Below are 20,481 nucleotides of genomic sequence, written 5' to 3'. Positions count from 1 at the left end.
AGCCAACGGATCTGGACGAATATATATATTGTAGAGAATGAGGATTTCCAATTACGAATTGGCGAAAAAGAAAGGAAGAAAGGCCATGAAAACTCATGCAGAAAAAGAACAAGGACACGAGCCAATGTGCGGTCATGTATACGAGCAAGTATACGAACAGGCACACGATCCCGTACAAGAGCTGGATGAAACGAGAGAAAGGCTGCCCATTCGTACGCAGATCGAAGCGTACGCCAATCCCAGACGGGCCGACTTTTCCGCTTCGCTGACGCCGACGATCGATTCGTCCCGCGTTCTTGGCGTTCGGGTCGGGGACCTGGATGCGATTAAAAAGAAAATGACCCCGGTGCAAAAGACAGCATTTCTTCAGGAAAAGCCGCATCTCTATTACGAAGAAGATCTTTTGCACGTTCGTCTTCTCAATGAACTTCGAGATCCACAGGAAGCCAGAAGCGCCGCAGAAGATTTTCTGTGTGCCTGCACATCCTGGGCGATTACGGACGGACTGAGCTTTCGGTATTTAAGCGATGAAGATCTGCTGAGCATGGCCAGCGATTTTCTCCAAAACGAAAACGAATACGCTGTGCGCCTTGGTCTCCTCTGGATTTTAAAGCGGGCCCCAAAACGGCCGGATGCCAGACAATGGGTCGATCTGGCTTTGCAGGCGAAAGGGCAAAACGACACGAAACAGCTGATCGACATAAAGGGCTGGATGCTTTGTGAAGTGATGATTTACAAGCCGGATCTGGCCTGGTCCATTCTGGAGGATCCAGCGATTTCTCGGGATGTTCGTTTGCGGGCGATCGCCAAGTGCGTGGAAAGCCTGCGCATTTCCAATGACGACAAGGAGAAGCTTCGTGCCCTGCGAAAGAAACTGAAAGAAGCAAAGCGCTAAACGATTTCTGCCAAATTCACCCCATCCCAAAGGGCCTCGTTTACGGCCGGTAAAATGCAGGTAAAGAAAGAAAGCGGTTCGATCCTTCCTCAAAGGTCGATCGAAAGCCGGTTTCTTTTCGAAAAGAGAAGGATGAGGTGTACAACTATGAAAAACAAATCTTCTTTGCTTACGGGTACCATCGAAAAATCCGGAAAGAAAATCGCTCTGCTCGAAGCCGGCATCGCTGCGCTGGCTGTAGTCTTCGGCTTTTCGATCCTGGTTCTGATCGCCCATGTGCAGTCGGCGATCGAAATCCTGCTCTTTCCAGACGGCTTGACGATGCCAGGTTTTCCGGCGGAATGGCTGTTTGCGGCAGCGGCAACGCTGGCGGCAGCCCTCTGTGCGGTTCCTGTTCTGACCCGCCGCTTTCGCCGCCGATAAGGTGCATTCAGACCGGCAAAGTAGAAGCCGCTTTCTATCTTTTGCCGGTTCGCACAAAAGCTCTGGGAAAGTCTGCATGGTGCGGGCATCGTTTTGACAGAAGTTCACAGAGCGCCTTATAATCAGGGCAACGATGCTGAAAAGGACATGGTTTTCCGAGATTTGGATCCAGAAAGAAGAGCGGTCGATGCGAGCTCTTTGAAGAACCGGAAGATTACTCCCTTGGAATCGCCCCTGAAAAGGTGTGCCGTTCGTCCGCGTTAAGGCGTCAAGAGCTGGCTGTTTCGTCAATGGTTCTTCCTGTTCCACCCGATCCGCTGGATATCGAATTCAAACGATCGGATTCTTGTTCGACATGAAGATCGAACGCATTTCATTGCTGGAAGAAAGAAGCAGTCTGAACTAAGGTGGTACCGCGCACGGCAGGCGTCCTTATGGATTCCTGCCGTTTTTTTATGCCCAAAAGGCAAAGCGTCTGTCGGAGAGCGGAACAGATTCGACAGGCATGAAATCACACTCGCAAGAAAGGACAGAAACTGTTATGGAACTCATCAACATTCTTGAAGATGAACATCTTTCTACGCTGAACCATTCTGCAGCCCATCTGATGGCGCAGGCAGTGAAACGTCTGTATCCTCAGGCAAAGTTCTGGGTTGGACCGGTCATCAGCGATGGCTTCTACTACGATATGGATCTTGGCGATGTCAGTCTGACCGATGAAGACCTCGTCAAAATCGAAAAGGAAATGAAGAAGATCGCCAAGGACGGCAAGCGCATTGTTCGCCGCGAAGTGTCCAAGGAAGAAGCCCGTGAAATGTTCGCGGACGATCTGTACAAGGAAGATCTGATCGACGGACTCGAAGACGGAAACATCACCGTCTATTCGCAGGGTGAATTTACCGACCTCTGCCGCGGACCGCACGTGGATTCCGTGAAAGAACTGAAAAACGTAAAACTGCTCAAGCACTCCGGCGCCTACTGGAAAGGCGACAAGAACAACAAAATGCTTCAGCGTGTTTACGGTATTGCCTTTGATACCAAGGAACAGCTCGACGACTATCTGGCAGCGCTCGAAGAAGCGAAAAAACGCGACCACAAGAAACTTGGCCGTGAAATGAACCTGTTTACGGTTTCGGAATATGCACCAGGTATGCCGATTTTCCTGCCGGATGGTATGATTCTGCGGAATCTGCTTGAAAACTACTGGTACGACATTCATGCCAAAAACGGCTACAAGTTCATCAAGACACCAATCATGATGTCCCGTGAACTTTGGGAACGCTCCGGCCACTGGGATCACTACAAGAACAACATGTACACATCCAAAGTGGACGACCGCGATTTTGCCATCAAGCCTATGAATTGCCCGGGTGCGCTGCTCGTCTATAACAACGACCTGCACTCCTACAAGGATCTGCCGCTGCGAATCGGCGAACTGGGTCAGGTTCACCGCCACGAAGCGTCCGGCGCGCTGAACGGTCTGTTCCGCGTTCGTACGTTTACCCAGGATGATGCGCATATTTTCGTAACTCCGGATCAGATCGAATCCGAAGTTAAGGGCGTTCTGGATCTGATCGACCAGATTTACGGCGTATTCGGTCTGCCGTACACGATCGAACTGTCCACTCGTCCGGAAAAGGACTACATCGGAACCATCGAAATCTGGGATAAATCCGAAAAAGCCCTCGCGGATGCCTGCGTCAAAGCCGGCAAGGACTACACCGTAAACCCGGGCGACGGCGCCTTCTACGGACCGAAACTGGATATCCATATCAAGGATTCCCTCGGCCGTGACTGGCAGTGCGGAACGATCCAGCTCGACATGAACCTGCCAGAACGTTTTGAATGCACTTACGTAGATGCGGACGGCTCGAGAAAAACACCGCTCATGCTGCACCGTGTAATTTATGGATCCATCGAACGCTTTATCGGTATTCTGATTGAGCACTTCGGCGGTCACTTCCCGCTGTGGCTGGCCCCGAAACAGTTCGTTGTCATTCCGGTTCATCAGGAAAAACATGCGGCGTACGCCAGAGAAGTGGCAGATGCCCTCGAAAAACTCGGCATGCGTGTCAGCGTCGATGATCGCAATGAGAAACTCGGCTACCGCATTCGTGAAGCCCAGATGAAGAAAATTCCGTATCAGCTTGTTGTCGGCGACCGCGATATGGAAGCCGGAACGGTAACCATCCGTAAATCCGGAAGCAAGGACGCGGTAACTCTGACGCTCAATGAGGCTCTTGATCGCTTTAAGAAGGAGGTTGACGACAAATGTCTCTTTACCATCGATTAAAACCCGCCCTGTGCGGACTGCTCGCACTCGGCCTGGCTGCCTGCAGCTCACCAGCTCCTGCTGCATCCAGCAGCGAAGCATCTTCCACATCGTCCAAAGGATCGGAAACGGCTCTTGCTGAACCTTTGAAAGTACTCTGCCCGCAGGGTGCACCGGCTCTGGCTACACTTGGCCTCGAAGTCGATGACGCGGATGTGGAATATGTTGAAGGCCAGGATCTGCTGGTCAGCGAACTGTCCAAGAAAGAGGGCGACTACGATATGATCGTCGCTCCAATCAACCTGGGTGTAAAAACCTGGAAAGAAGCTGAAGCCTATCAGCTTGAAGGCGTTCTGACCTGGGGCAACCTGTATGTAGTCAGCGCCGATGAAACCTGGAATGCGCCGGATAAGAAAATCGCTCTGTTTGGCGAAGGCGCTGTTCCTGGACTTGTCTTTGATGAAGTCTATCCGGATCTGCAGGCGACCAGCGAATACTATCCGTCGGTAGCCGAAGCGTCTACCGCTCTGGTTTCCGGAAAAGTGGATGCCGCTCTGCTTGCACAGCCTGCAGCCGCTGGTGCTGTAGCCAAAGCCAAGGAAAACGGTACCGAACTGAAAGTACAGGCCGATCTGCAGCAGCTCTGGCAGGAAAAACACGAAACCAGCCAGAAAGGCTATCCGCAGGCCGCTCTGTTCGTGAAGAAAGATCACGCCAAAGATTACCAGAATGCCATCGACAAAATGGCTGACTATCTGAAAACGGCAGACGAAGCCAAGATCGAAGAAGATGTCGATCTGCTCACACCGGATAAACTCGGTGTTCCAAATGCGAAACTCGCAGCCAAGACCTGGGCACAGCAGAACATCCACTTTGAAAAAGCCGCTGATGTAGAAGAAGACATCACCAAATTCCTCGACGTCTTTGGCATGAAACTGCCGGAAGGTCTGCTTGTAAAGTAAGACACGATTGAGAAATAAAAATGCCAGTCCTTTCTTTGTTCAGGCATTGGACTTTTTCCTTCCTCAGGCTTTGCCTACACTGAGCTTGTGGAGGGCCATGTCATGAACGAAGAACAGGCACATGTACAGTTTCTGAAAGATAAAGCCCAGTCTTTAGGCCTTACGTTTGAGCAGTACATGTTATTTCTCATTTTCGAAAACATTGAACATTCGCCGTATTTCAATACGCCCGCACCCGTTTTGCAAAAGGAACTGTGGCAAAACTGAACCGGCGACGGATTCAAGATCCAGTAAAATGAGAAGAAGACAGCCGCAAAAGCTGTCTTCTTTTTTTTCGCGGCGCTGTTTTCAAAATCAAAAGCGTTCGTCTTCCGGTCCGAATTCTGGATTCTTCCGGATGTGCAGTACTCTAAATAGGAAGATGTCCGCCGTTTTGATAGACTCTTTTTGAAATCCGCAAACGTAAAAGCGAAAACAGGACGACAGTCCCGCTTTACCAGAGAAAAAATCGAAGCCGATCGACAGCTGCTTTCCGAAAGAAAAAGGGCTTACAACGCTCAGTACACTGAAAGTAGAAGCTTGATTTTGCCGTAAAACGCCGTTAGTGTGTCGAAAATGACCGATGCCTATCCAAAAACGGCAATATACCCCCGGAAAACGAGAAACATCGGCTTTTGCAGAGCCGCCAGCGAATCCTGAATACGAGCTCAAAATGCGTGGTTCAGATTAAGCCGACTGAATCTTTGGTAAACCGATATGGAAAGAAGGAATCTCAATGAAAACGGTCTGGATTGCGACCGGCAACGCGCATAAAGCCGAAGAATTTGGGCAGATGCTCGGAAAGGACGTGCAGATTCGCACCCTGAAAGATCTTGAGAAGGAACCGGAAATTGTAGAAGACGGAAAAACCTTTGAAGAAAACGCGCTCAATAAAGGCCGTGCTCTGCATAAGCTGGTCAAGGCTTCCGTCTTTTCGGACGACTCCGGTCTGGAAGTGGATGCCCTGAACGGAGCCCCCGGCATTTATTCCGCCCGCTTCATGGGAGAAGACACCAGCTACGACATTAAGAATCAGGCGATTCTGGATGAGATTGCCGATAAAAAAGGCGACGAAAGATCCGCCCGCTTCGTCTGCGCCATCGCCTGGATCGAAGAGGACGGTACCGAACACGTCTACCGCGGCGTAATGGAAGGACGGATTCATGATCGCATCGAAGGCGAACACGGCTTTGGCTACGATCCGATTTTCTACTATCCGCCATTTGGCACGACGAGCGCCAACGTTGCTCCGGAAAAGAAAAACGCGGCCAGTCACCGGCACAATGCTCTGGAGCAGATGATGAAAGACTGGAAGAAAAAGTCAGGTGCAAATAATGATTAACGTTGTACTTTATGAGCCCGAAATACCGGCAAATACTGGCAACATAATAAGAACCTGTATGGCCACGGGATCGGTTCTGCACCTGATCGAACCGCTTGGCTTCACGTTTGAAGACAAGTATCTGCGGCGGGCAGGTATGGATTATATAAAGGATGCGGACATCCGCATTTATAAAAACTGGGACGATTTTGCTTCGAAAAACCCCGAGGAGCGCTGCTTCTTTCTGACCCGTTACGGCAAGCAGCCGCCTTCTTCCTTTGACTTCTCCAACCCGGATGAAGATGTCTATTTTGTTTTAGGCAAGGAAAGCACGGGAGTGGATAAAGCCATTCTCAAGCGCAATATCGAGAGGTGCATGCGCCTGCCGATGGTGCCCAACGCGCGCAGTCTCAACCTGGGCAACTGCACGGCGATCATGGTGTATGAGGCGCTTCGCCAGCAAAATTATCCAAATCTCTCCTTTTCGGAGCAGCTCAAAGGCGAAGATTTTCTGGAAAACTATCAGCCGCCTGTACAGGACTAGAACATCCTCTCCTGTTTGCTGGCAGAACTGCACGCCCGGCAGAAACCTTGTATGACCCTTTGCGACCCGCTCACAGAAAACACATATGGCTGTCTGAACAATAGACATGAAGCGAAACCTTCCTGTCCTGGTTCAGACGGCTTTTTTTGATGGACCTCCGCTCAAAGTCTTTATGTTATTCCGTTGCTATTCGCTTATAAAACGAGACGCTTTTTTCCAATGCCTTTCTATATATAAAGGGATAAAAATATATAAAGGGATAAAAATCTATAGGCTTTCTTAATCCTGAGGCGTGTTCAATCCGATACCTTTCTGGACGCAAATAAACCCGAAAACAGCCCGCTGCCTGGCGCATTTCGAACCGGTCCTTTCCTTATATAGGGAATACAGGAAGTAGGGAATACAGGAGGAGAAGACAGAAATACAGAAAGATCCGGATCCAGCCGCTCGACTGAGCACCTGACGAAGACGAGTTTGCCAAGAAGAGAATAAAGACGTGTGGGCCTGAGCAGGAAGTAAGCGTACAGGGATGAGTCTGCAGGCATCCGGACATCCTGGGCTAGGAATGCGTGAGGCGCATGGAGAGGCTTTCTCTTTCGTTTCTATATAGAAAGAGCGATAGAAAGAGCGGACGGCTTTTCGATCCATGGTCTGACGGATCGGTTGAAGGCTGAACAAAGGCAGCTCTTGCCGTATGCAGGCCGAAAAGAAAGGAAACAGGGCCGGCTTTAAAAGTTAACAGCCGTTAAGAATTTACCGGACCGGATGAGGGTGCCAAACTCCCCGAAAAGAAGAGGAAAATCATCCATTTTGCGATTCTGGCTCATAGCGGCCAGCCAATTTATCGTCCAAAAACCGACATACTCGGGTATTTGTCTGTCCTTGAACGTCCCTTAAACGGCCCAAGTGGGTCAAAATCGGGGAAAAAGCCGTTTATGAATCGTTATGGTTGACGAAATCATACATATTGGATATCCGATTTTCTTCTGAAAAAGAAACATCATTTATGTTGTTCTAAATGGAATAGAGAAGTGTGCGAATTGCTTTCAAAATTTCATGAATTATCACACGAATTCCCACAAACTATTTTGAGGTCCTTTACTTAAAGGGCCTCAGGAAAAAACCACGTTAGAAATTCTTAAGAAATTCCGAAGATATTTTTTGGGGAATTTTGCGTCTCAAAATAAGTCGTGCTAAGGTATGGATGTTCGAAAAAGAGGTGAGATAGAAATGAATTTTGTTGAAAAACACAGTAAACTTTTGGCAGTTGCCTTATGTCTTTGTGCTTCCGGCCCCATTCTTTCTACCGTTCATGCTTACGAAGTCCAGCCTGGCTGGCATTCCAATGGAGAAGTAAGTTATTATGTATTTGACGATCACCAGAGAGCGAAAGGTCTCACGGTAATCGACGGCGCAACATACTATTTCGATCAGAACGGAGAAATGCAGCGCGGCTGGCAGAATATCAATAACGAAACTTATTACTTTGATAATAACGGTCAGGCCGTAACCGGCAAATCAGAAATCCAGGGTATGACCTATAACTTCCAGCAGAGTGGTGCTCTTGCAGCCGGCTGGAACGAAGACGGTACCTACAGCAACGAAAAAGGATTCCCGGTAGCTTCCACTTGGGTTAACGACGCAACTGGAAAATTTTACCTGGATGAAAACGGACAGGCTGTAAAAAATTCCTGGAAGGATCTCGATGGCGGACGTTACTATTTTGACGAAAATGGACGTACCGTAATCGGTGAGATTCAGGCTGACGGAGCGGTTTATTATTCCGACGACCAGGGTCTTGTAAAGACTGGCTGGCGCGATGAAAACGGCGGACGTTACTACTATAACGAAAACGGCGTTCTTAACACCGATACACTGAAGGATGTTGACGGAACCACTTACGCGTTCAACGCAGACGGTTCCCTGATGACCAGCACCACAATCGACGGCTACAACGTAGACGAAAACGGTGTCGCAACTCTGATTCCTGTAGAACCAGAAGCACCGGTAGATACGCCTGTAACCGACAATACGGAAATTCTGGATACAACAGAGCCGACAGTACCTGCACCAGATCCTAACGACGTTGTCGAAGAACCTGGCGTTGTGACCCCTGTTGATACTCAGCCGGATTATTCCGATCCAATCGTTACCCCGGATCCAACTCCGACTCCGCAGCCGGATCCAGCTCCAGTAGAACCCACACCAGATCCAGCGCCTTCCTATGATAAGGCCAACACCATCTATCAGGCAGCCATGAGCCAGCTTGGCGTATTCCAGGACTGCACGATGCTCGTTACCAACTCTCTTGCGGCAGCCGGCATTAACTTCCACGGATGGCCTCAGGATTACGCAGTACTCGGTGACTGGACAAGCAACCCTGTTCCAGGTGATATCATCATCTACAGCGGACACGTTGCAATTTATGCCGGTAACGGCATGGCAGTACACGGCGGATTCAACGGCAACACAACCGTTCTCTTCTCTGTAAACTGCACTTCCGTACTGATTGGCTACATTCACGTACGCTAGAAATGAACTTCAAGCTGTCAGCAATTCGCTGGCGGCTTTTTTTTCATGGCTTCTAAGCCGCAAAAGCATAAAATCCTATTCCTGTTCTGCCGGGATAGAAAATCCCCGTACAGAGCGATTCTTAGCCGGATATGAACCTTCTGCGTTTTGAAAAAAGGCTCATTCCGTCTTTTTGTATCGTCTTTTTGAGTGAAACCGCTTGCAGAAAGGGCCAGGTCGAAGGAGGAGGATTTTCAGAACGGGTGCGCAAAACGAGGAGGGAACAGGATACCCTGCAGATTTATCAGCGCATATGAATCGCACAGGAATAAGGAAGCGCAAAAAAGAAAAAAGCTTCGGTCAGACAACATCGCCAGACGATCAGACTGCGTAAACACCGTATTCACTTGAAACGCAAAAATATAGGCGAACTATATTTATGGCACTAAAACAATCTTAATTGTATAATGTCTATTCTTTGCTATCTTTGGACTTTCCGAATCAGGAGCTCATTTCCCCGGGATTTCCAAACTTTGGTAATGTGTTAGCGGTGATCTATCGAAAGAAAAGCCGTTTTTAAAGATTTCAAAAATGGTACTGCCCCTTATCTTTTAGGCAAACTCGATACTCACGCGCTCGTTTTGAGAGCGGTTCTTCTGGAAAAGAATCCCGTCTTTGGATCCAGAAAGCCGGTTCTCGAACGGTAAACTAGAGAAACGAAAGAACATTTATGAAACAAATCAAAACCGAAAAATTTACTGAAACTTCACTGAGCGTTCGCTGGTTTGTTCCTCTTGAGCGAAAAGACATCACAGCCTGGAATCTGCTCAATGCCATGCTCAGTCGAAGTACTGAGAAATACAGCAGCCGCGAAGCCGCCGGCAGAGCCAGTGCGATGGCGTACGGCACCCGCTGTGCATACAGCCTCTGCGCCTACGGCAACTATTTGCGCATCGAATATGGCATGCGCTTTTTGCGGGAAAATCTGATCGGCGAAAAAAGCTATACCGCTTTACTGATCGATCTGTTCGACCAGTACCTGTTTCATCCGCTGCTTACCCAGCCGGTATTAGACGAGGCCAAGTATCTGCTGCGTCTCAACCTGAGCTCCATGGCCCAGCAGCCGGATCTGCGCTCGCTGGAAATGGCGTTTCAGGCGTTTACGGACTACGAATCCGTATCGATCCCGATCCGCGGCGCCATCGAAGACATTGACCGCGTCACCCTCGAAGACATTCGCAGCCTGTACTCCAGACTGATGAAGACGCCCTGCGAAATGATCAGCTGCGGTACGTTCTCGGAAGAATTCAGCCGCCATATCGACAGATCCATCGACTCGCAGGACATTTTCACAACGTGGGAAAAAGTTGAAGCGTTTCCAACACCTGTTCGCGTCAGCGAAGAGCGGGAAATCGCGCAGAGCGCCCTCTGTCAGGTGTACACGACGGACATTCTTCCCGACGATGACGACTACTATGCGCTTCTTGTTCTCGACTCGCTTTTAGGCGGAAGCTCCGTATCGCTTCTGTTTGAAGAAGTGCGCGAGAAAAACAGCCTGTGCTATTCGATCAGCACATCGCTCGTTCGCTTTTCCGGCCTGCTGCTCATCACGACCGGCGCGGCGCGCAGCGCGATGCCTAAAGTCGAAGAGCTCGTCCGTCACATTCTGGAGCAGGTGAAAAACAAGGAAGTGGATCCGGCGACTTTTGAAATGGTCAAAGCCGAAATGATCGACAGCCTTAAGGGCCAGTCGGATAGTGCCGCGCGCATGATTGAACAGGAATTCCTGAACCAGATTCTGCACCGCACCGGCGATATCGGCGATGTGATCGAAAGCGTCCGTGCCGTTACCCTTGACGATGTAGCCCACGCAGCCGGCAAGCTGAAACTCGCGGTAACGTCTTCGGTCATGCAGGCCGAAGCGAAAGGACCGCAGGGAAAGGAGCAGTATGCCGCTTAACATGGAACGAAAAGAGAAGACGCTTGCCAACGGCATGAAAGTCATTCTCATTCATAAACCCGATTACGCCCGTTCGCTCTTCATGATCGGCATTCCCGCGGGAAGTACAAATCTGAGCGATGATCTCAACGGCGAGCGGATCGATCATCCGCAGGGCTGTGCCCACTTTCTGGAACACCAGATGTTCCGCCTGAACGGAAAAGACGTGACGTACGATCTCGCCGCCGTACAGGCCAAAAGCAACGCCTACACGTCCTATAACGAAACGTGCTACTACATCTGGACCAACGACGATCCGATTCCGCCCCTCGATATCCTGATCGATTTTGTTCAGACGCTCGACATCGATGAAGCGAGCGTCAATAAGGAAAAGGGAATTATCCTTTCCGAGTACTCGCAGTACGAGCAGGAGCCGGAAATGCGCCTGCTGCGGGAAACCTTTTCCTCGCTGTACGTCAATCATCCGATGCGCGAGGAAATTCTCGGCCGCCCGGAAGACATTCAGAACATGAAACCGGAAGATCTGAAGGCGTTTTACGAGACCTGGTACGACCCGTCCAATCTCGTTCTGGTCGGCGTGACCGGTCACGATCTCGACCCGCTTATGGACTGGATCGAAAACAAGGAAAAGGAATACCCGGCGAAGCTGGCGGTTCCTTCCAGAAAAGTGCTCCCTGAAGAGCCGGAAGACATGTGCCGGCGCAAGGCCATCATCCCGATGGACGTGGATCTGACCTACGTCTGCCTGGGCGTCAAGATGAAGCCGCTCACGGGCGATACCCGCGATCAGATTCGCAAGGACTACATGCTGAACCTGTGGCTGAACGGACGCTTTTCCACGCTGAATCCGGAATGCCAGAACTGGATCGATCAGAAAATCATCGGATCGATCTTCGGTGCCGAAGCGGATCTTGATGACGATCACGCCTACATTCTGATTTACGCGCAGAGCGATCGACCGGAAGAATTTTGCTGGACGATGAGTGAAATTCTCAACAAGAAGCAGCCGCTCTCCCAGGAAATTTTCGAATCCGTTCTGATCCGGGACAAAGCAAGCGCCATTCGCATGTACGACAACTTTGACGGTCTGGCGTCCGCAACCGTTCGCTACGGCTTCGGTCTGGGGGATCCGTTTGAAGACCTCGACATCCTCAACTCCATTACTCTGGACGATCTCAACGCCTACATCGCTTCGCTCGATTTCAGCCATACGAGCGAAACGTTCGTGCAGCCGATCAGCAAGGAGGAAGACTTCCTGGACGAAGAACCCTCTGAAGGCTTAGTGGCGTAAACGGCTGGGATCCCTATTTCGAGACGAGCCTTGAACCGGATCCAATCGACAGACTGACGATTGGATCCGGAATGGATCAAATGCGCCGAAAACATGATATTCATTTAAAAAGCGGTCATTCTCATCAATCAAATGCATGAGAATGGCCGCTTTTTCTTCGATTGTCATGAAATAGGCGATTTGAGCGATTCTGCCTTTCTTTCTATACTGAGCGTGTTTTCAGCAGAGCTTTATCCGAAAGAGAAGAGAGAAGGAAAGGAGGAAAGACATGAATCAGTTCTGTCTGGCAGGCAAAATCGCTTCGATTCCAGAATTGAAAACCAATCCGCAAGGCTGGAAAACGTGCAGCGTTCTGATCGAGGTCGAACGCCCGTTCGCCAATTCCAAAGGCGAGTTTGAAAGCGATCTGATGAGTCTGGAAGTGTGGCGCGGGGCAGCCGAAACGCTAGCCAGCTGTGCCCGCCTGAACGCCTGGATTACCGCGAAGGGCCGCATTCAGTCCAGACCGCTTCAAAAAGACGGACGAACCGTTTCGAACGTCACCCTGATCGCCGAAAAGATTGAATACATACACTGATACCGCCCATACACAGTCCAAAACGATCCGCCCCTCTTCCAGGACGGATCGTTTTGCCGTTCTGGCCGAGTCTACACTGGACAGGTACAATAGGAAAAACAGGGCGGAGCCAGAAAACGGATCTGCTCGTTTAAGGGGCGTGCGGAAAACGAAAGATCGTTTATTCGCAAGAAAAACGGAAACAGCCGGCAGAGTCAGCCGATCGAACGGGCGAAACATCGATCGACAGGCAACAAGCTTGTTTCCAGTAAAACAAAGGGGATCTGAGAATTTTAGGAAAGGAAAAGAGTATGGGATTACTGGATAAACTTGGCGAAGTGCGCGCTCGCCAGCAGGAAAAAGAGCAGGAGGAGCTGCGGCAGGAAGAACAGGAACTCGAAGCGCGGTCGCTTTATTTTCCCCTGAAGTCATTTGATCAAATTTTGCTGGAAGATCTCGAAATCACCCCTCTGGGTCATAACCAGGCCATTGTGGAATACGAAGACGAAGAGATCGGCTTGATTTATTGTCCGCTTGATGAAGAGCAGATTGAGGATCTCGAAGAAATCAATCTGTGCATCCGCGACGGCAAGCTTTGCGTACAGCTCATTGCGGATGAAGACAGTCCGATTCCCTTTAAAAGCGGGATGACGGAAATGCGCTATGGCGATCTGCTCGAAAGCGTATCCGCAAAATCGGAAACCGAAAGGGAAGTCCCTCTTCCCGACTTGCCGGCAGAAGGCGAAGAATACGAAAAAAATCCGGATCGAGAAGCTTAAGCGTGCAGGAGAACCGTATAAACGACTGAGCGAAAAGAAAACGGTTTTGCGAACGGTTTAGAAATGGGAAATCGCTCAGGGAGCAGCTATGGGCATTCGTTTTGAACAGGAAGAAAACCCGGTACTGGAAGAGAAGGTGCCACTGCAGATTCTGGAGGCGGCCGCATCCGGTAAGAATACGGAATACCGCCTGACGATCGGCTGGAAAAAGAAAACGGTAGAAGACCGCTATATCCGCCGGTTCTTTGCGGTGCATCCCCGGCGGGCAGATTATGAAAAGATGTGGCTTCCGCCCGAGGAAGCGGTCCAGTCCGACATCTGGAGACGACGGTTTCATAACGTGGAGGAGCTGGCAGCGCGAAGCGAATCCGACCGGCTGTACTGGCAGGGCGCCATTGCGATCGACTGTATGGCCGAGAGCTTTCTCGAGTCCGAAGCCGCAGCGAACTGGCGGCTTTGCGAAGCCTTCGCCAGTCTGGCCGAAGCAATGCTGCTCGAACACTGGAACGAACTGCCCGCGCAGAGAAAGCCGCTTTGTAAACGATGGATCGCCTTGCTGGAACAGGGCTATGCCGTCTGGGGCTGGACGAAAGAACGTTTTGATTCCCTGTATTTTGCCCTTACGGTATATCTGATTGCCTGTATAGAAGAAGGCGCGTATGATGACGCGCTCGAACTTTGGAAAACGCAAAGCGATCAACTGGCTCAGCTGCAGAACCAGTCGGCGGAGTTGTGGATCACAGAAGCCAGAGCGCAGGTCGATCGGGTCGTTGAGCGTCTGGAAAATGTCGCAGCGGCCAAAGCCAGAAAGAGAAAGCGCACACGAAAGGGAAGTAAATAAGCCAGGGACATACATCCAGTAAATATGTCCGGCAAATACCTCTAGACGAATATGTCCAGCGGATTTCAGATTTGTCTGAGCTGGGCAGGGGTAGCTGAAAGAAAAGAATGGCGGCCTGCCGGACTGTACGGATGTACGCCTGCATGGCTGCATGGCCGCAGAGATACACCGCTGCAGGGCATGCCGGATCACCGAGTCCGTTCAGTCGGGTTTCGTCCGTTCAACAGGTGGATCGACAGAAAATGGTCCGCTTTGCGACACAATTGTGCCGGCAGAGCGGACCTTATTTTTTGAAAATGCACCCAAAAAGAAAAAGCCGAAGACGAATCTTCGGCTTTTTAAACTCATGAGACTTACTTTGAAATCTATTAGGATTTGCGGTTGTAGTACTCAACAACGAGCAGTTCGTTGATTGGCTGGTCTTTGAACAGTTCGGCACGTTCCGGAGTGCGGAGGTATTTGCCTTTTTTCTGATCTTTGTCCACTTCAACGAAGTCAACGGCAGCTGGAGCAGCTGCAAGAGCATCAACAATGAACGGTTTGTTTTTGTCTTTTTCAGCAACTTCGATTACGGAACCCGGGCGAACGGAGAAGGATGGGATATCCACTTTCTTTCCGTCTACCAGGATGTGACCGTGGTTGACGAGCTGACGGGCAGCGCGGCGTGTGCGAGCGAAGCCCATGCGGTATACGAGGTTGTCGAGACGGCTTTCGAGGAGAACCAGGAAGTTTTCACCGGCAGAACCGCCCATGCGGCTTGCCTTGAAGTAGAGGTTGGCGAACTGTTTTTCAGAGAGCTGATAAACGTTACGGATTCTCTGTTTTTCCTGTTTCTGGATACCGTAGTTAGTGAGTTTGATTCGGCGCGTTTTTCCATGCTGGCCGGGAGCATAAGGACGTCTGGCGAGTTCCTTGCCTGTTTCCGAAATGGAGAAGCTCAGGCGGCGGGAAACTTTCCAGGTAGAACCTGTCATTCTGGACATTTAGTTTTTCCTCCTATTGTCTTCGCAAAAAAACAATACCAGGATACAAATCTTCGTAAGGGGTGCCTGGGACGATGTTTTCTTCAGAACAGCTGGCTGTTACTCGCATCTCTTAAGCTCAGGCGCCTGACTCACGCATTTGTATGCTGTTTGAATCATGCCAAACCACTATATCAGCAAACCTTCCAGATGACAACCGATCGGACATCGCCTTTTTTCGCAAACCTAAGCCGGAAGTGACGCTTCAGGACTGTCCAGATCCAGTACGCAGCGGGCAATAATATTGTAGAGGGAAAAGCCGCAGAAAAAATCCTGCTCAAAATTGAAGAGATCCCGAAGACGGAACGCGGCTTTTTGTGACACAATAGAAACTGTTGAAGAACGCCCATAGTCCAGGCAGGCCAAGCCCGCGTGGTTTTGTGTGCGTTGTCTGTTATACTATAAAGCCGAATGTCAGGAGGATTATATATGGAAAATCTCTGGACCCAAGTCCGGGACTGGTGCCTGAATATGTACACGTATGTGACCAGACACGTTCCGATTGAGGTCATGATTTATATAGGAATTGCGATTGTTATTCTGATCATCGTTGGCATCATTTCCCGCTCCATGAAGAAAAGACGCGTTTCCCGCCGTCTGCACGACCTGGAAGCGGATGTCAACGACATGCTCGACAACAATCTCGAATTCAAATACCGCAAGGCCAGACAGTTTGCCGAAAACAACGAAGATCTTGCGGACCGGTTCAAGTCGATCAAGCCGAAATACAAGATCTGTCTGCAGTCGATCGAAGCCACGGAAGATCTGTACAACCGCGCGACGGAATACTTTACCCGTCATAAATATAAGAAAGCCGCCCGCGCGATGGACGAAGTCGAAACCGTTCTCGACGATACGGAAGAAAGAATCCGCATCGTGGAAGAATCGCTGGACCGCGTCATTTCCCGCGAAGACGAAGTCCGCAAAAATGCCTCCCGCATTATTGAACGCGCCGACAAGCTGAAAAAGGACTATGCCGAAAAACGCGACAGCTTCTTCAGCGGCACCGCCTACATGGATAAGATGATCAGTTCCATGGAGACGTCTTTGCAGAAGCTTGAAGAAGATCTCGGCCAGGCGCGCTTTGCCGAAGTCCGTGAAGACTGCGACAAAATTCAGAACGAATGCGATGAGTTTGAAGAAATCGCAAAAGTGTATCCGTCCCTGTACAGCCGGGCCAAAACCGAACTGCCGCAGGCGATTGAAGAAGTCAAGACGGCTGTGGCCAGGATGGAAGAAGAACGCATTGACGCGTCCTACCTTGGCGTAGACGACAAGCTCGACGCCATTTCCAATGCGCTCGAAGATGCCGTTGCCGGCCTCGATGAAGGCGACCTGAAAAAAGCCGCGCCGGCGCTCGATGCCATTACGGATCAGGTTCTTGCACTCAACGAAGACATCGCGCAGGAACATGTAGCCTTCAGCGAAATCCAGGCCAGCCTGGAAAACAACTTCGCCACCGTCGATCAGAGCGAAGCGGAGCTGGCGGAAATTATCCGTCTGTACGCATCCATCAAGGACCGCTTCGGTCTCGAAGACTGGACCGCGCGTTTTGCCAAGGCGCGTGAACAGCTCGATGAGCTGAAGACACAGCGCGACCAGATTCAGAAACAGCTCGAAGAAAGCGAAGTCTACCAGGTCGAAGTGATCAGCGGATTCCGCTCCTTCATCAGCCGTACGGATGCGTTCGGCAAGGAAGTCGCCAACATGAAGCAGCTGCTTCTCGGTGCCTCTTCCGATGAAAGCCGCGCCCGCAAGCAGCTCATCAAGCTCGAGCTGATTCTCAACGAAGTCCGTCTGAACACCAGCATTCGCAATCTGCCCGCCATATCCGAATCCTTCAACCAGGACCTCGAACGCGGCGAACAGAAAATTACGGATGTACAGAACGTACTCGAAAGCCAGACGCTCGACATCGACAAGCTGAACGGCACGCTGCAGGATGCCATCGATTTCATTTACAAGCTGTATTCCAACGCCAGCAACCTCACCGGCGTAGCGGTCATGGTAGAAAACGCCATCGTCTTTGGCAACCGTTTCCGCTCTTCCTATCCGGCCCTTGATTCGGATCTGACCAAAGCGGAAATGTGCTTCCAGAACGGGGAATATACCCGCGCACTCAAAATCGCCATGCAGGCTATCGAAACGCTTCATCCGGGAATTTATGAGAAGCTGATTGCCCGCAAGGATCCGGCGGTCATGAACCAGGTATGATTTATTTCGATCATGCAGCAACCACCCCTGTGAGCAGGGAAGTTGCTGCTCTTTTTGTAAAACTGCTCGATGAATACGGAAACCCGGATTCCCTTCATCAGCAGGGAAGAAAAGCAGCAAAGCTTCTCGAACAGAGCCGCTCGCGCATCGCTTCCATGCTCAAATGCTCCCCGGAAGAAATCCTCTTTACCTCCTGTGCATCGGAATCCAATTCGATGGCGATCGTCGGCTATGCTTTAGCCAACAGGAATCGGGGAAACCGCATTATCACATCCAACTCGGAACATTCCTCCACGACCGCCGCGATGAACTTTCTCGAATCGATCGGCTTTGAAGTGGTCCGTCTGCCCATTCACGAAGACGGAACCATTCACGCCAAAGACGTACAGGACGCGCTGACGAAGGACACCCTGCTCGTCTCGCTCATTCACGTCTCCAATGAGACCGGCGCTATTACGCCGATCGGCGAGATTGCGGATGTTGTCCATACCCATCCCACCTGCGTCTTCCATGCGGACTGCACGCAAAGCTTTGGCAAAGTGGATATTCCTTTTGAAAAGCTCGATCTGATGACGATGTCTGCGCATAAGATCCACGGCATGAAAGGATCCGCACTTCTCAAGAAGAAAAAGAACCTTGTCCTTCAGCCGCTGATCTTTGGCGGCCAGCAGGAACAGGGCATGCGCGGCGGCACCGAAAACGCGCCCGTCCACATCGCGCTGGCCAAGACGATCCGTCTGGCACTCGAAGGCCAGAAGCAGACCCAGGCACAGATGAAAAAAGTCCGGGATCACATCATCGAACGGCTCGATGAAATTCCCGGCGCGCACGTTCTCTCCCCGGAAAATGCGGCTTCCTCCATTCTTTGCCTCTGCTTTGATGCCATGACCAGCCAGGTCATGCAGAACGCGCTCGATGAGCGGGGAATCTGCGTTTCCGCCATCAGCACCTGCGAGTCCCGTTCCCATCAGGCCAACCCGGTTCTTCTGAACATGGGCTGTTCCTTAAAGGAAGCGACCCACAATATCCGCCTGTCCTTTTCGGGCGAAAACACCATCGAAGAGGCCGACGCATTTATCGACAGTGTAAAGGAGATCATCCAGGCTTATGGATTACCGTTATGACCATATTCTGATCCGGTACGGCGAACTTTCTCTGAAAGGCAAGAACCGGCAGAACTTCATTCAAAAGCTCAAAGACAATCTGAAAAAAGCGCTCAAGGGATTTCCGACGCTCGAACTCGAAACCCAGTACGACCGCATGTATCTTTATCTTCATGACGAAGATCAAAAAAAAGTGTGCGACATCGTCTCCAAAGTCTTTGGCATTTCCTCGTTTTCTCCGGCGATTAAAACGGAGCCGACGATGGACGCCATTCTCGAAGGCGTTAAAGCCAGTGTGGACTTAAGCACTCCGCACACGTTTAAAATCCGTGCAAGACGCCACGACAAAATGTTCGAGCACGATTCGGATTACATCAACCGCGCAGCGGCGACCGTCATTCTCAAAAGCAGCGACTGGAAAGTCGATGTCCACAATCCGGAAGTGACGATCCTGATCGAAGTCCGCGAAGATGCGGTCTACATCATGTCCGAGAAAATTCCAGGCGCCGGCGGATTCCCGGTCGGTGTCGGCGGACGGGCGATGATGCTGCTGTCCGGCGGTATTGACTCTCCGGTTGCCAGCTATCTCATGATGAAGCGCGGCGTGCATATCGAATGCGTGCACTTTGCCGCCCCGCCGTACACTTCCGCCGAAGCGCGTGAAAAAGTGTATGCGCTCGCCCGGCTGCTCGCTCCGTATCAGGGCGATGTTGTCGTTCATGTCGTTCCGTTTACCACGCTGCAGCTGGCCATTTATCAGAACGCGCCGGAAAGCTATGCGATTACGCTCATGCGCCGTATGATGATGCGCATTGCAGCAGGACTTGCGGAAAAACGCCATTGTCTCGCAATCGGTACGGGAGAAAGCGTTGGCCAGGTAGCCAGCCAGACGCTGGAGAGCATGTACGTCATCAACAACGTGACGAACATGCCGCTCATCCGTCCGCTCGTATGCATGGATAAGACCGAAATCATCGATATCGCCCGAAAGATCGGTACGTACGAAACGTCCATTTTGCCTTACGAAGACTGCTGCACGATTTTCACGCCGAAAAATCCAGTAACCCGTCCGAAACTCGAAAAATGCATCGAGTACGAAAAACGCTGGGACTGGCAGGAAATGGTTTCCGACTGCATTGAATACGCGGAAACCATCCGCCTTCATTTCGAAGAACCAAATAAAGCGGAAGACGATCTGTTCTAAGCCAGAATGTATTCAAAACTACAGGCAGGGAAGAATTTCCAGTTCGAAATTCTCCCTGCTTTTCTTTTGAACTTTGCGTTTTGCGTTCTGCTCCTTGCCTGCTGCATTCGCCGTCGCCTTCTCGATCCAGATGCGAGGCGCACACAGAGCCTCTGTTCCCGTTTTGTCACCCGTTCTGACATCTTTGGGCTCCAGCTTCTCAACCCTTCCGCAAGCAAAGAAGACGGACGCCAAAATCCAGACGCGCCTAAAACCGGAGAATAGCGAGGGGCGCTTTATAATGAGGGCATGAACTGTCCAATCTGTCATCAGCCCCTGCATAAGGAAAACCGCACCTGGAAATGCCCGAACAATCACGCGTTCGATCAGGCCAGACAGGGGTATGTCAATCTCTGCCGCAAGCAGAAAGTCACCGGCGATAACGAAGCCATGTCGGCTGCCCGTACCCGCTTTCTCGAAAGCGGCGCCTATGATTTTTTACGCGAAGCCATCAATGCTGTTCACTTAAGCTTCACAAGCTCACTTACAAATCAGGTTAGTTCCT

18 protein-coding genes are annotated in these 20,481 nt (G+C 50.8%); 17 read left to right on the top strand and 1 reads right to left on the bottom strand.

Features of this window, described 5'->3' with window-relative positions; genetic code table 11:
- Positions 1 to 85 precede the first annotated feature (85 nt).
- The 13 genes from Q2J39_RS06105 (at position 86) to Q2J39_RS06045 (ending at position 14,394) form a co-directional block, all read left to right on the top strand.
- Complete coding sequence (locus Q2J39_RS06105; protein WP_288339467.1) at positions 86 to 895, top strand: hypothetical protein; 810 nt, start codon at positions 86 to 88, stop codon at positions 893 to 895.
- A 147-nt stretch (positions 896 to 1,042) separates the two neighbouring features.
- On the top strand, positions 1,043 to 1,318 hold the full coding sequence (locus tag Q2J39_RS06100; protein ID WP_288339465.1) for a hypothetical protein: 276 nt from the start codon (positions 1,043 to 1,045) through the stop codon (positions 1,316 to 1,318).
- 541 nt (positions 1,319 to 1,859) lie between these two features.
- Complete coding sequence (gene thrS, locus Q2J39_RS06095; protein WP_230267657.1) at positions 1,860 to 3,611, top strand: threonine--tRNA ligase; 1,752 nt, start codon at positions 1,860 to 1,862, stop codon at positions 3,609 to 3,611.
- Complete coding sequence (locus tag Q2J39_RS06090) at positions 3,590 to 4,552, top strand: hypothetical protein (protein ID WP_288339462.1); 963 nt, start codon at positions 3,590 to 3,592, stop codon at positions 4,550 to 4,552. Before thrS ends, Q2J39_RS06090 begins: the two co-directional genes overlap by 22 nt.
- A 102-nt stretch (positions 4,553 to 4,654) precedes the next feature.
- A complete protein-coding gene (locus tag Q2J39_RS06085; RefSeq protein ID WP_230267659.1) occupies positions 4,655 to 4,819 on the top strand; it encodes a hypothetical protein in 165 nt (54 codons plus the stop codon).
- Positions 4,820 to 5,327: 508 nt separating this feature from the next.
- Complete coding sequence (gene rdgB, locus Q2J39_RS06080; RefSeq protein WP_288339460.1) at positions 5,328 to 5,933, top strand: RdgB/HAM1 family non-canonical purine NTP pyrophosphatase; 606 nt, start codon at positions 5,328 to 5,330, stop codon at positions 5,931 to 5,933.
- On the top strand, positions 5,926 to 6,456 hold the full coding sequence (locus tag Q2J39_RS06075) for a tRNA (cytidine(34)-2'-O)-methyltransferase (protein WP_230267661.1): 531 nt from the start codon (positions 5,926 to 5,928) through the stop codon (positions 6,454 to 6,456). Before rdgB ends, Q2J39_RS06075 begins: the two co-directional genes overlap by 8 nt.
- A 1,260-nt stretch (positions 6,457 to 7,716) precedes the next feature.
- Entirely contained in the window at positions 7,717 to 8,988 is a 1,272-nt protein-coding gene (locus Q2J39_RS06070; protein WP_288820565.1) for an NlpC/P60 family protein, read from the top strand.
- Positions 8,989 to 9,697: 709 nt separating this feature from the next.
- Positions 9,698 to 10,927: a pitrilysin family protein gene (locus tag Q2J39_RS06065; protein ID WP_288339456.1), complete on the top strand. Its 1,230-nt coding sequence runs from the start codon at positions 9,698 to 9,700 to the stop codon at positions 10,925 to 10,927.
- Positions 10,917 to 12,218, top strand: coding sequence for a pitrilysin family protein (locus tag Q2J39_RS06060; protein WP_288339454.1), 1,302 nt, complete (start codon positions 10,917 to 10,919; stop codon positions 12,216 to 12,218). Before Q2J39_RS06065 ends, Q2J39_RS06060 begins: the two co-directional genes overlap by 11 nt.
- 268 nt (positions 12,219 to 12,486) lie before the next feature.
- Positions 12,487 to 12,795, top strand: coding sequence for a single-stranded DNA-binding protein (locus Q2J39_RS06055; RefSeq protein WP_230267665.1), 309 nt, complete (start codon positions 12,487 to 12,489; stop codon positions 12,793 to 12,795).
- Between the two features lie 290 nt (positions 12,796 to 13,085).
- Positions 13,086 to 13,553: a hypothetical protein gene (locus Q2J39_RS06050; protein ID WP_288339451.1), complete on the top strand. Its 468-nt coding sequence runs from the start codon at positions 13,086 to 13,088 to the stop codon at positions 13,551 to 13,553.
- A gap of 88 nt (positions 13,554 to 13,641) precedes the next feature.
- Entirely contained in the window at positions 13,642 to 14,394 is a 753-nt protein-coding gene (locus Q2J39_RS06045) for a hypothetical protein (protein WP_288339449.1), read from the top strand.
- 368 nt (positions 14,395 to 14,762) lie between these two features.
- Here Q2J39_RS06045 and rpsD read toward each other — a convergent pair whose 3' ends face one another.
- Entirely contained in the window at positions 14,763 to 15,377 is a 615-nt protein-coding gene (gene rpsD, locus Q2J39_RS06040; protein WP_230267668.1) for a 30S ribosomal protein S4, read from the bottom strand.
- A gap of 468 nt (positions 15,378 to 15,845) precedes the next feature.
- On the opposite strand from rpsD, the gene Q2J39_RS06035 reads away from it, so the two are divergent.
- The 4 genes from Q2J39_RS06035 to Q2J39_RS06020 all read left to right on the top strand — a co-directional run.
- Positions 15,846 to 17,630 carry a septation ring formation regulator EzrA gene (locus tag Q2J39_RS06035; RefSeq protein WP_288339445.1) on the top strand — a complete coding sequence of 595 codons (1,785 nt, stop codon included), beginning with the start codon at positions 15,846 to 15,848 and terminating at the stop codon, positions 17,628 to 17,630.
- Positions 17,627 to 18,754: a cysteine desulfurase family protein gene (locus tag Q2J39_RS06030; protein ID WP_230267670.1), complete on the top strand. Its 1,128-nt coding sequence runs from the start codon at positions 17,627 to 17,629 to the stop codon at positions 18,752 to 18,754. The genes Q2J39_RS06035 and Q2J39_RS06030 overlap by 4 nt, the downstream gene beginning before the upstream one ends.
- A complete protein-coding gene (thiI, locus tag Q2J39_RS06025; RefSeq protein ID WP_288339442.1) occupies positions 18,738 to 19,937 on the top strand; it encodes a tRNA uracil 4-sulfurtransferase ThiI in 1,200 nt (399 codons plus the stop codon). Before Q2J39_RS06030 ends, thiI begins: the two co-directional genes overlap by 17 nt.
- A gap of 288 nt (positions 19,938 to 20,225) precedes the next feature.
- A partial coding sequence (locus Q2J39_RS06020) for a putative RNA methyltransferase (protein ID WP_353935207.1) occupies positions 20,226 to 20,481 on the top strand: 256 nt, incomplete at its 3' end.

Origin of the sequence: uncultured Allobaculum sp. (assembly GCF_948576815.1) — a bacterium.
GTDB lineage: Bacteria > Bacillota_I > Bacilli_A > Erysipelotrichales > Erysipelotrichaceae > Allobaculum > Allobaculum fili.
The sequence above is the reverse complement of the archived record's forward strand: the minus strand, read 5'-3'. Positions and strand labels throughout refer to the sequence as shown.

Excerpts from the sequence above, each read along its gene's own strand:
- Q2J39_RS06035 (WP_288339445.1), top strand. The coding sequence starts at position 15,846 with ATGGAAAATCTCTGGACCCAAGTCCGGGACTGGTGCCTGAATATGTAC.
- Q2J39_RS06060 (WP_288339454.1), top strand. The coding sequence starts at position 10,917 with ATGCCGCTTAACATGGAACGAAAAGAGAAGACGCTTGCCAACGGCATG.
- Q2J39_RS06090 (WP_288339462.1), top strand. The coding sequence starts at position 3,590 with ATGTCTCTTTACCATCGATTAAAACCCGCCCTGTGCGGACTGCTCGCA.
- Q2J39_RS06100 (WP_288339465.1), top strand. The coding sequence starts at position 1,043 with ATGAAAAACAAATCTTCTTTGCTTACGGGTACCATCGAAAAATCCGGA.
- thiI (WP_288339442.1), top strand. The coding sequence starts at position 18,738 with ATGGATTACCGTTATGACCATATTCTGATCCGGTACGGCGAACTTTCT.
- Q2J39_RS06055 (WP_230267665.1), top strand. The coding sequence starts at position 12,487 with ATGAATCAGTTCTGTCTGGCAGGCAAAATCGCTTCGATTCCAGAATTG.
- Q2J39_RS06030 (WP_230267670.1), top strand. The coding sequence starts at position 17,627 with ATGATTTATTTCGATCATGCAGCAACCACCCCTGTGAGCAGGGAAGTT.
- rdgB (WP_288339460.1), top strand. The coding sequence starts at position 5,328 with ATGAAAACGGTCTGGATTGCGACCGGCAACGCGCATAAAGCCGAAGAA.
- Q2J39_RS06050 (WP_288339451.1), top strand. The coding sequence starts at position 13,086 with ATGGGATTACTGGATAAACTTGGCGAAGTGCGCGCTCGCCAGCAGGAA.
- Q2J39_RS06075 (WP_230267661.1), top strand. The coding sequence starts at position 5,926 with ATGATTAACGTTGTACTTTATGAGCCCGAAATACCGGCAAATACTGGC.
- thrS (WP_230267657.1), top strand. The coding sequence starts at position 1,860 with ATGGAACTCATCAACATTCTTGAAGATGAACATCTTTCTACGCTGAAC.
- Q2J39_RS06085 (WP_230267659.1), top strand. The coding sequence starts at position 4,655 with ATGAACGAAGAACAGGCACATGTACAGTTTCTGAAAGATAAAGCCCAG.
- Q2J39_RS06045 (WP_288339449.1), top strand. The coding sequence starts at position 13,642 with ATGGGCATTCGTTTTGAACAGGAAGAAAACCCGGTACTGGAAGAGAAG.
- rpsD (WP_230267668.1), bottom strand. The coding sequence starts at position 15,377 with ATGTCCAGAATGACAGGTTCTACCTGGAAAGTTTCCCGCCGCCTGAGC.
- Q2J39_RS06105 (WP_288339467.1), top strand. The coding sequence starts at position 86 with ATGAAAACTCATGCAGAAAAAGAACAAGGACACGAGCCAATGTGCGGT.
- Q2J39_RS06065 (WP_288339456.1), top strand. The coding sequence starts at position 9,698 with ATGAAACAAATCAAAACCGAAAAATTTACTGAAACTTCACTGAGCGTT.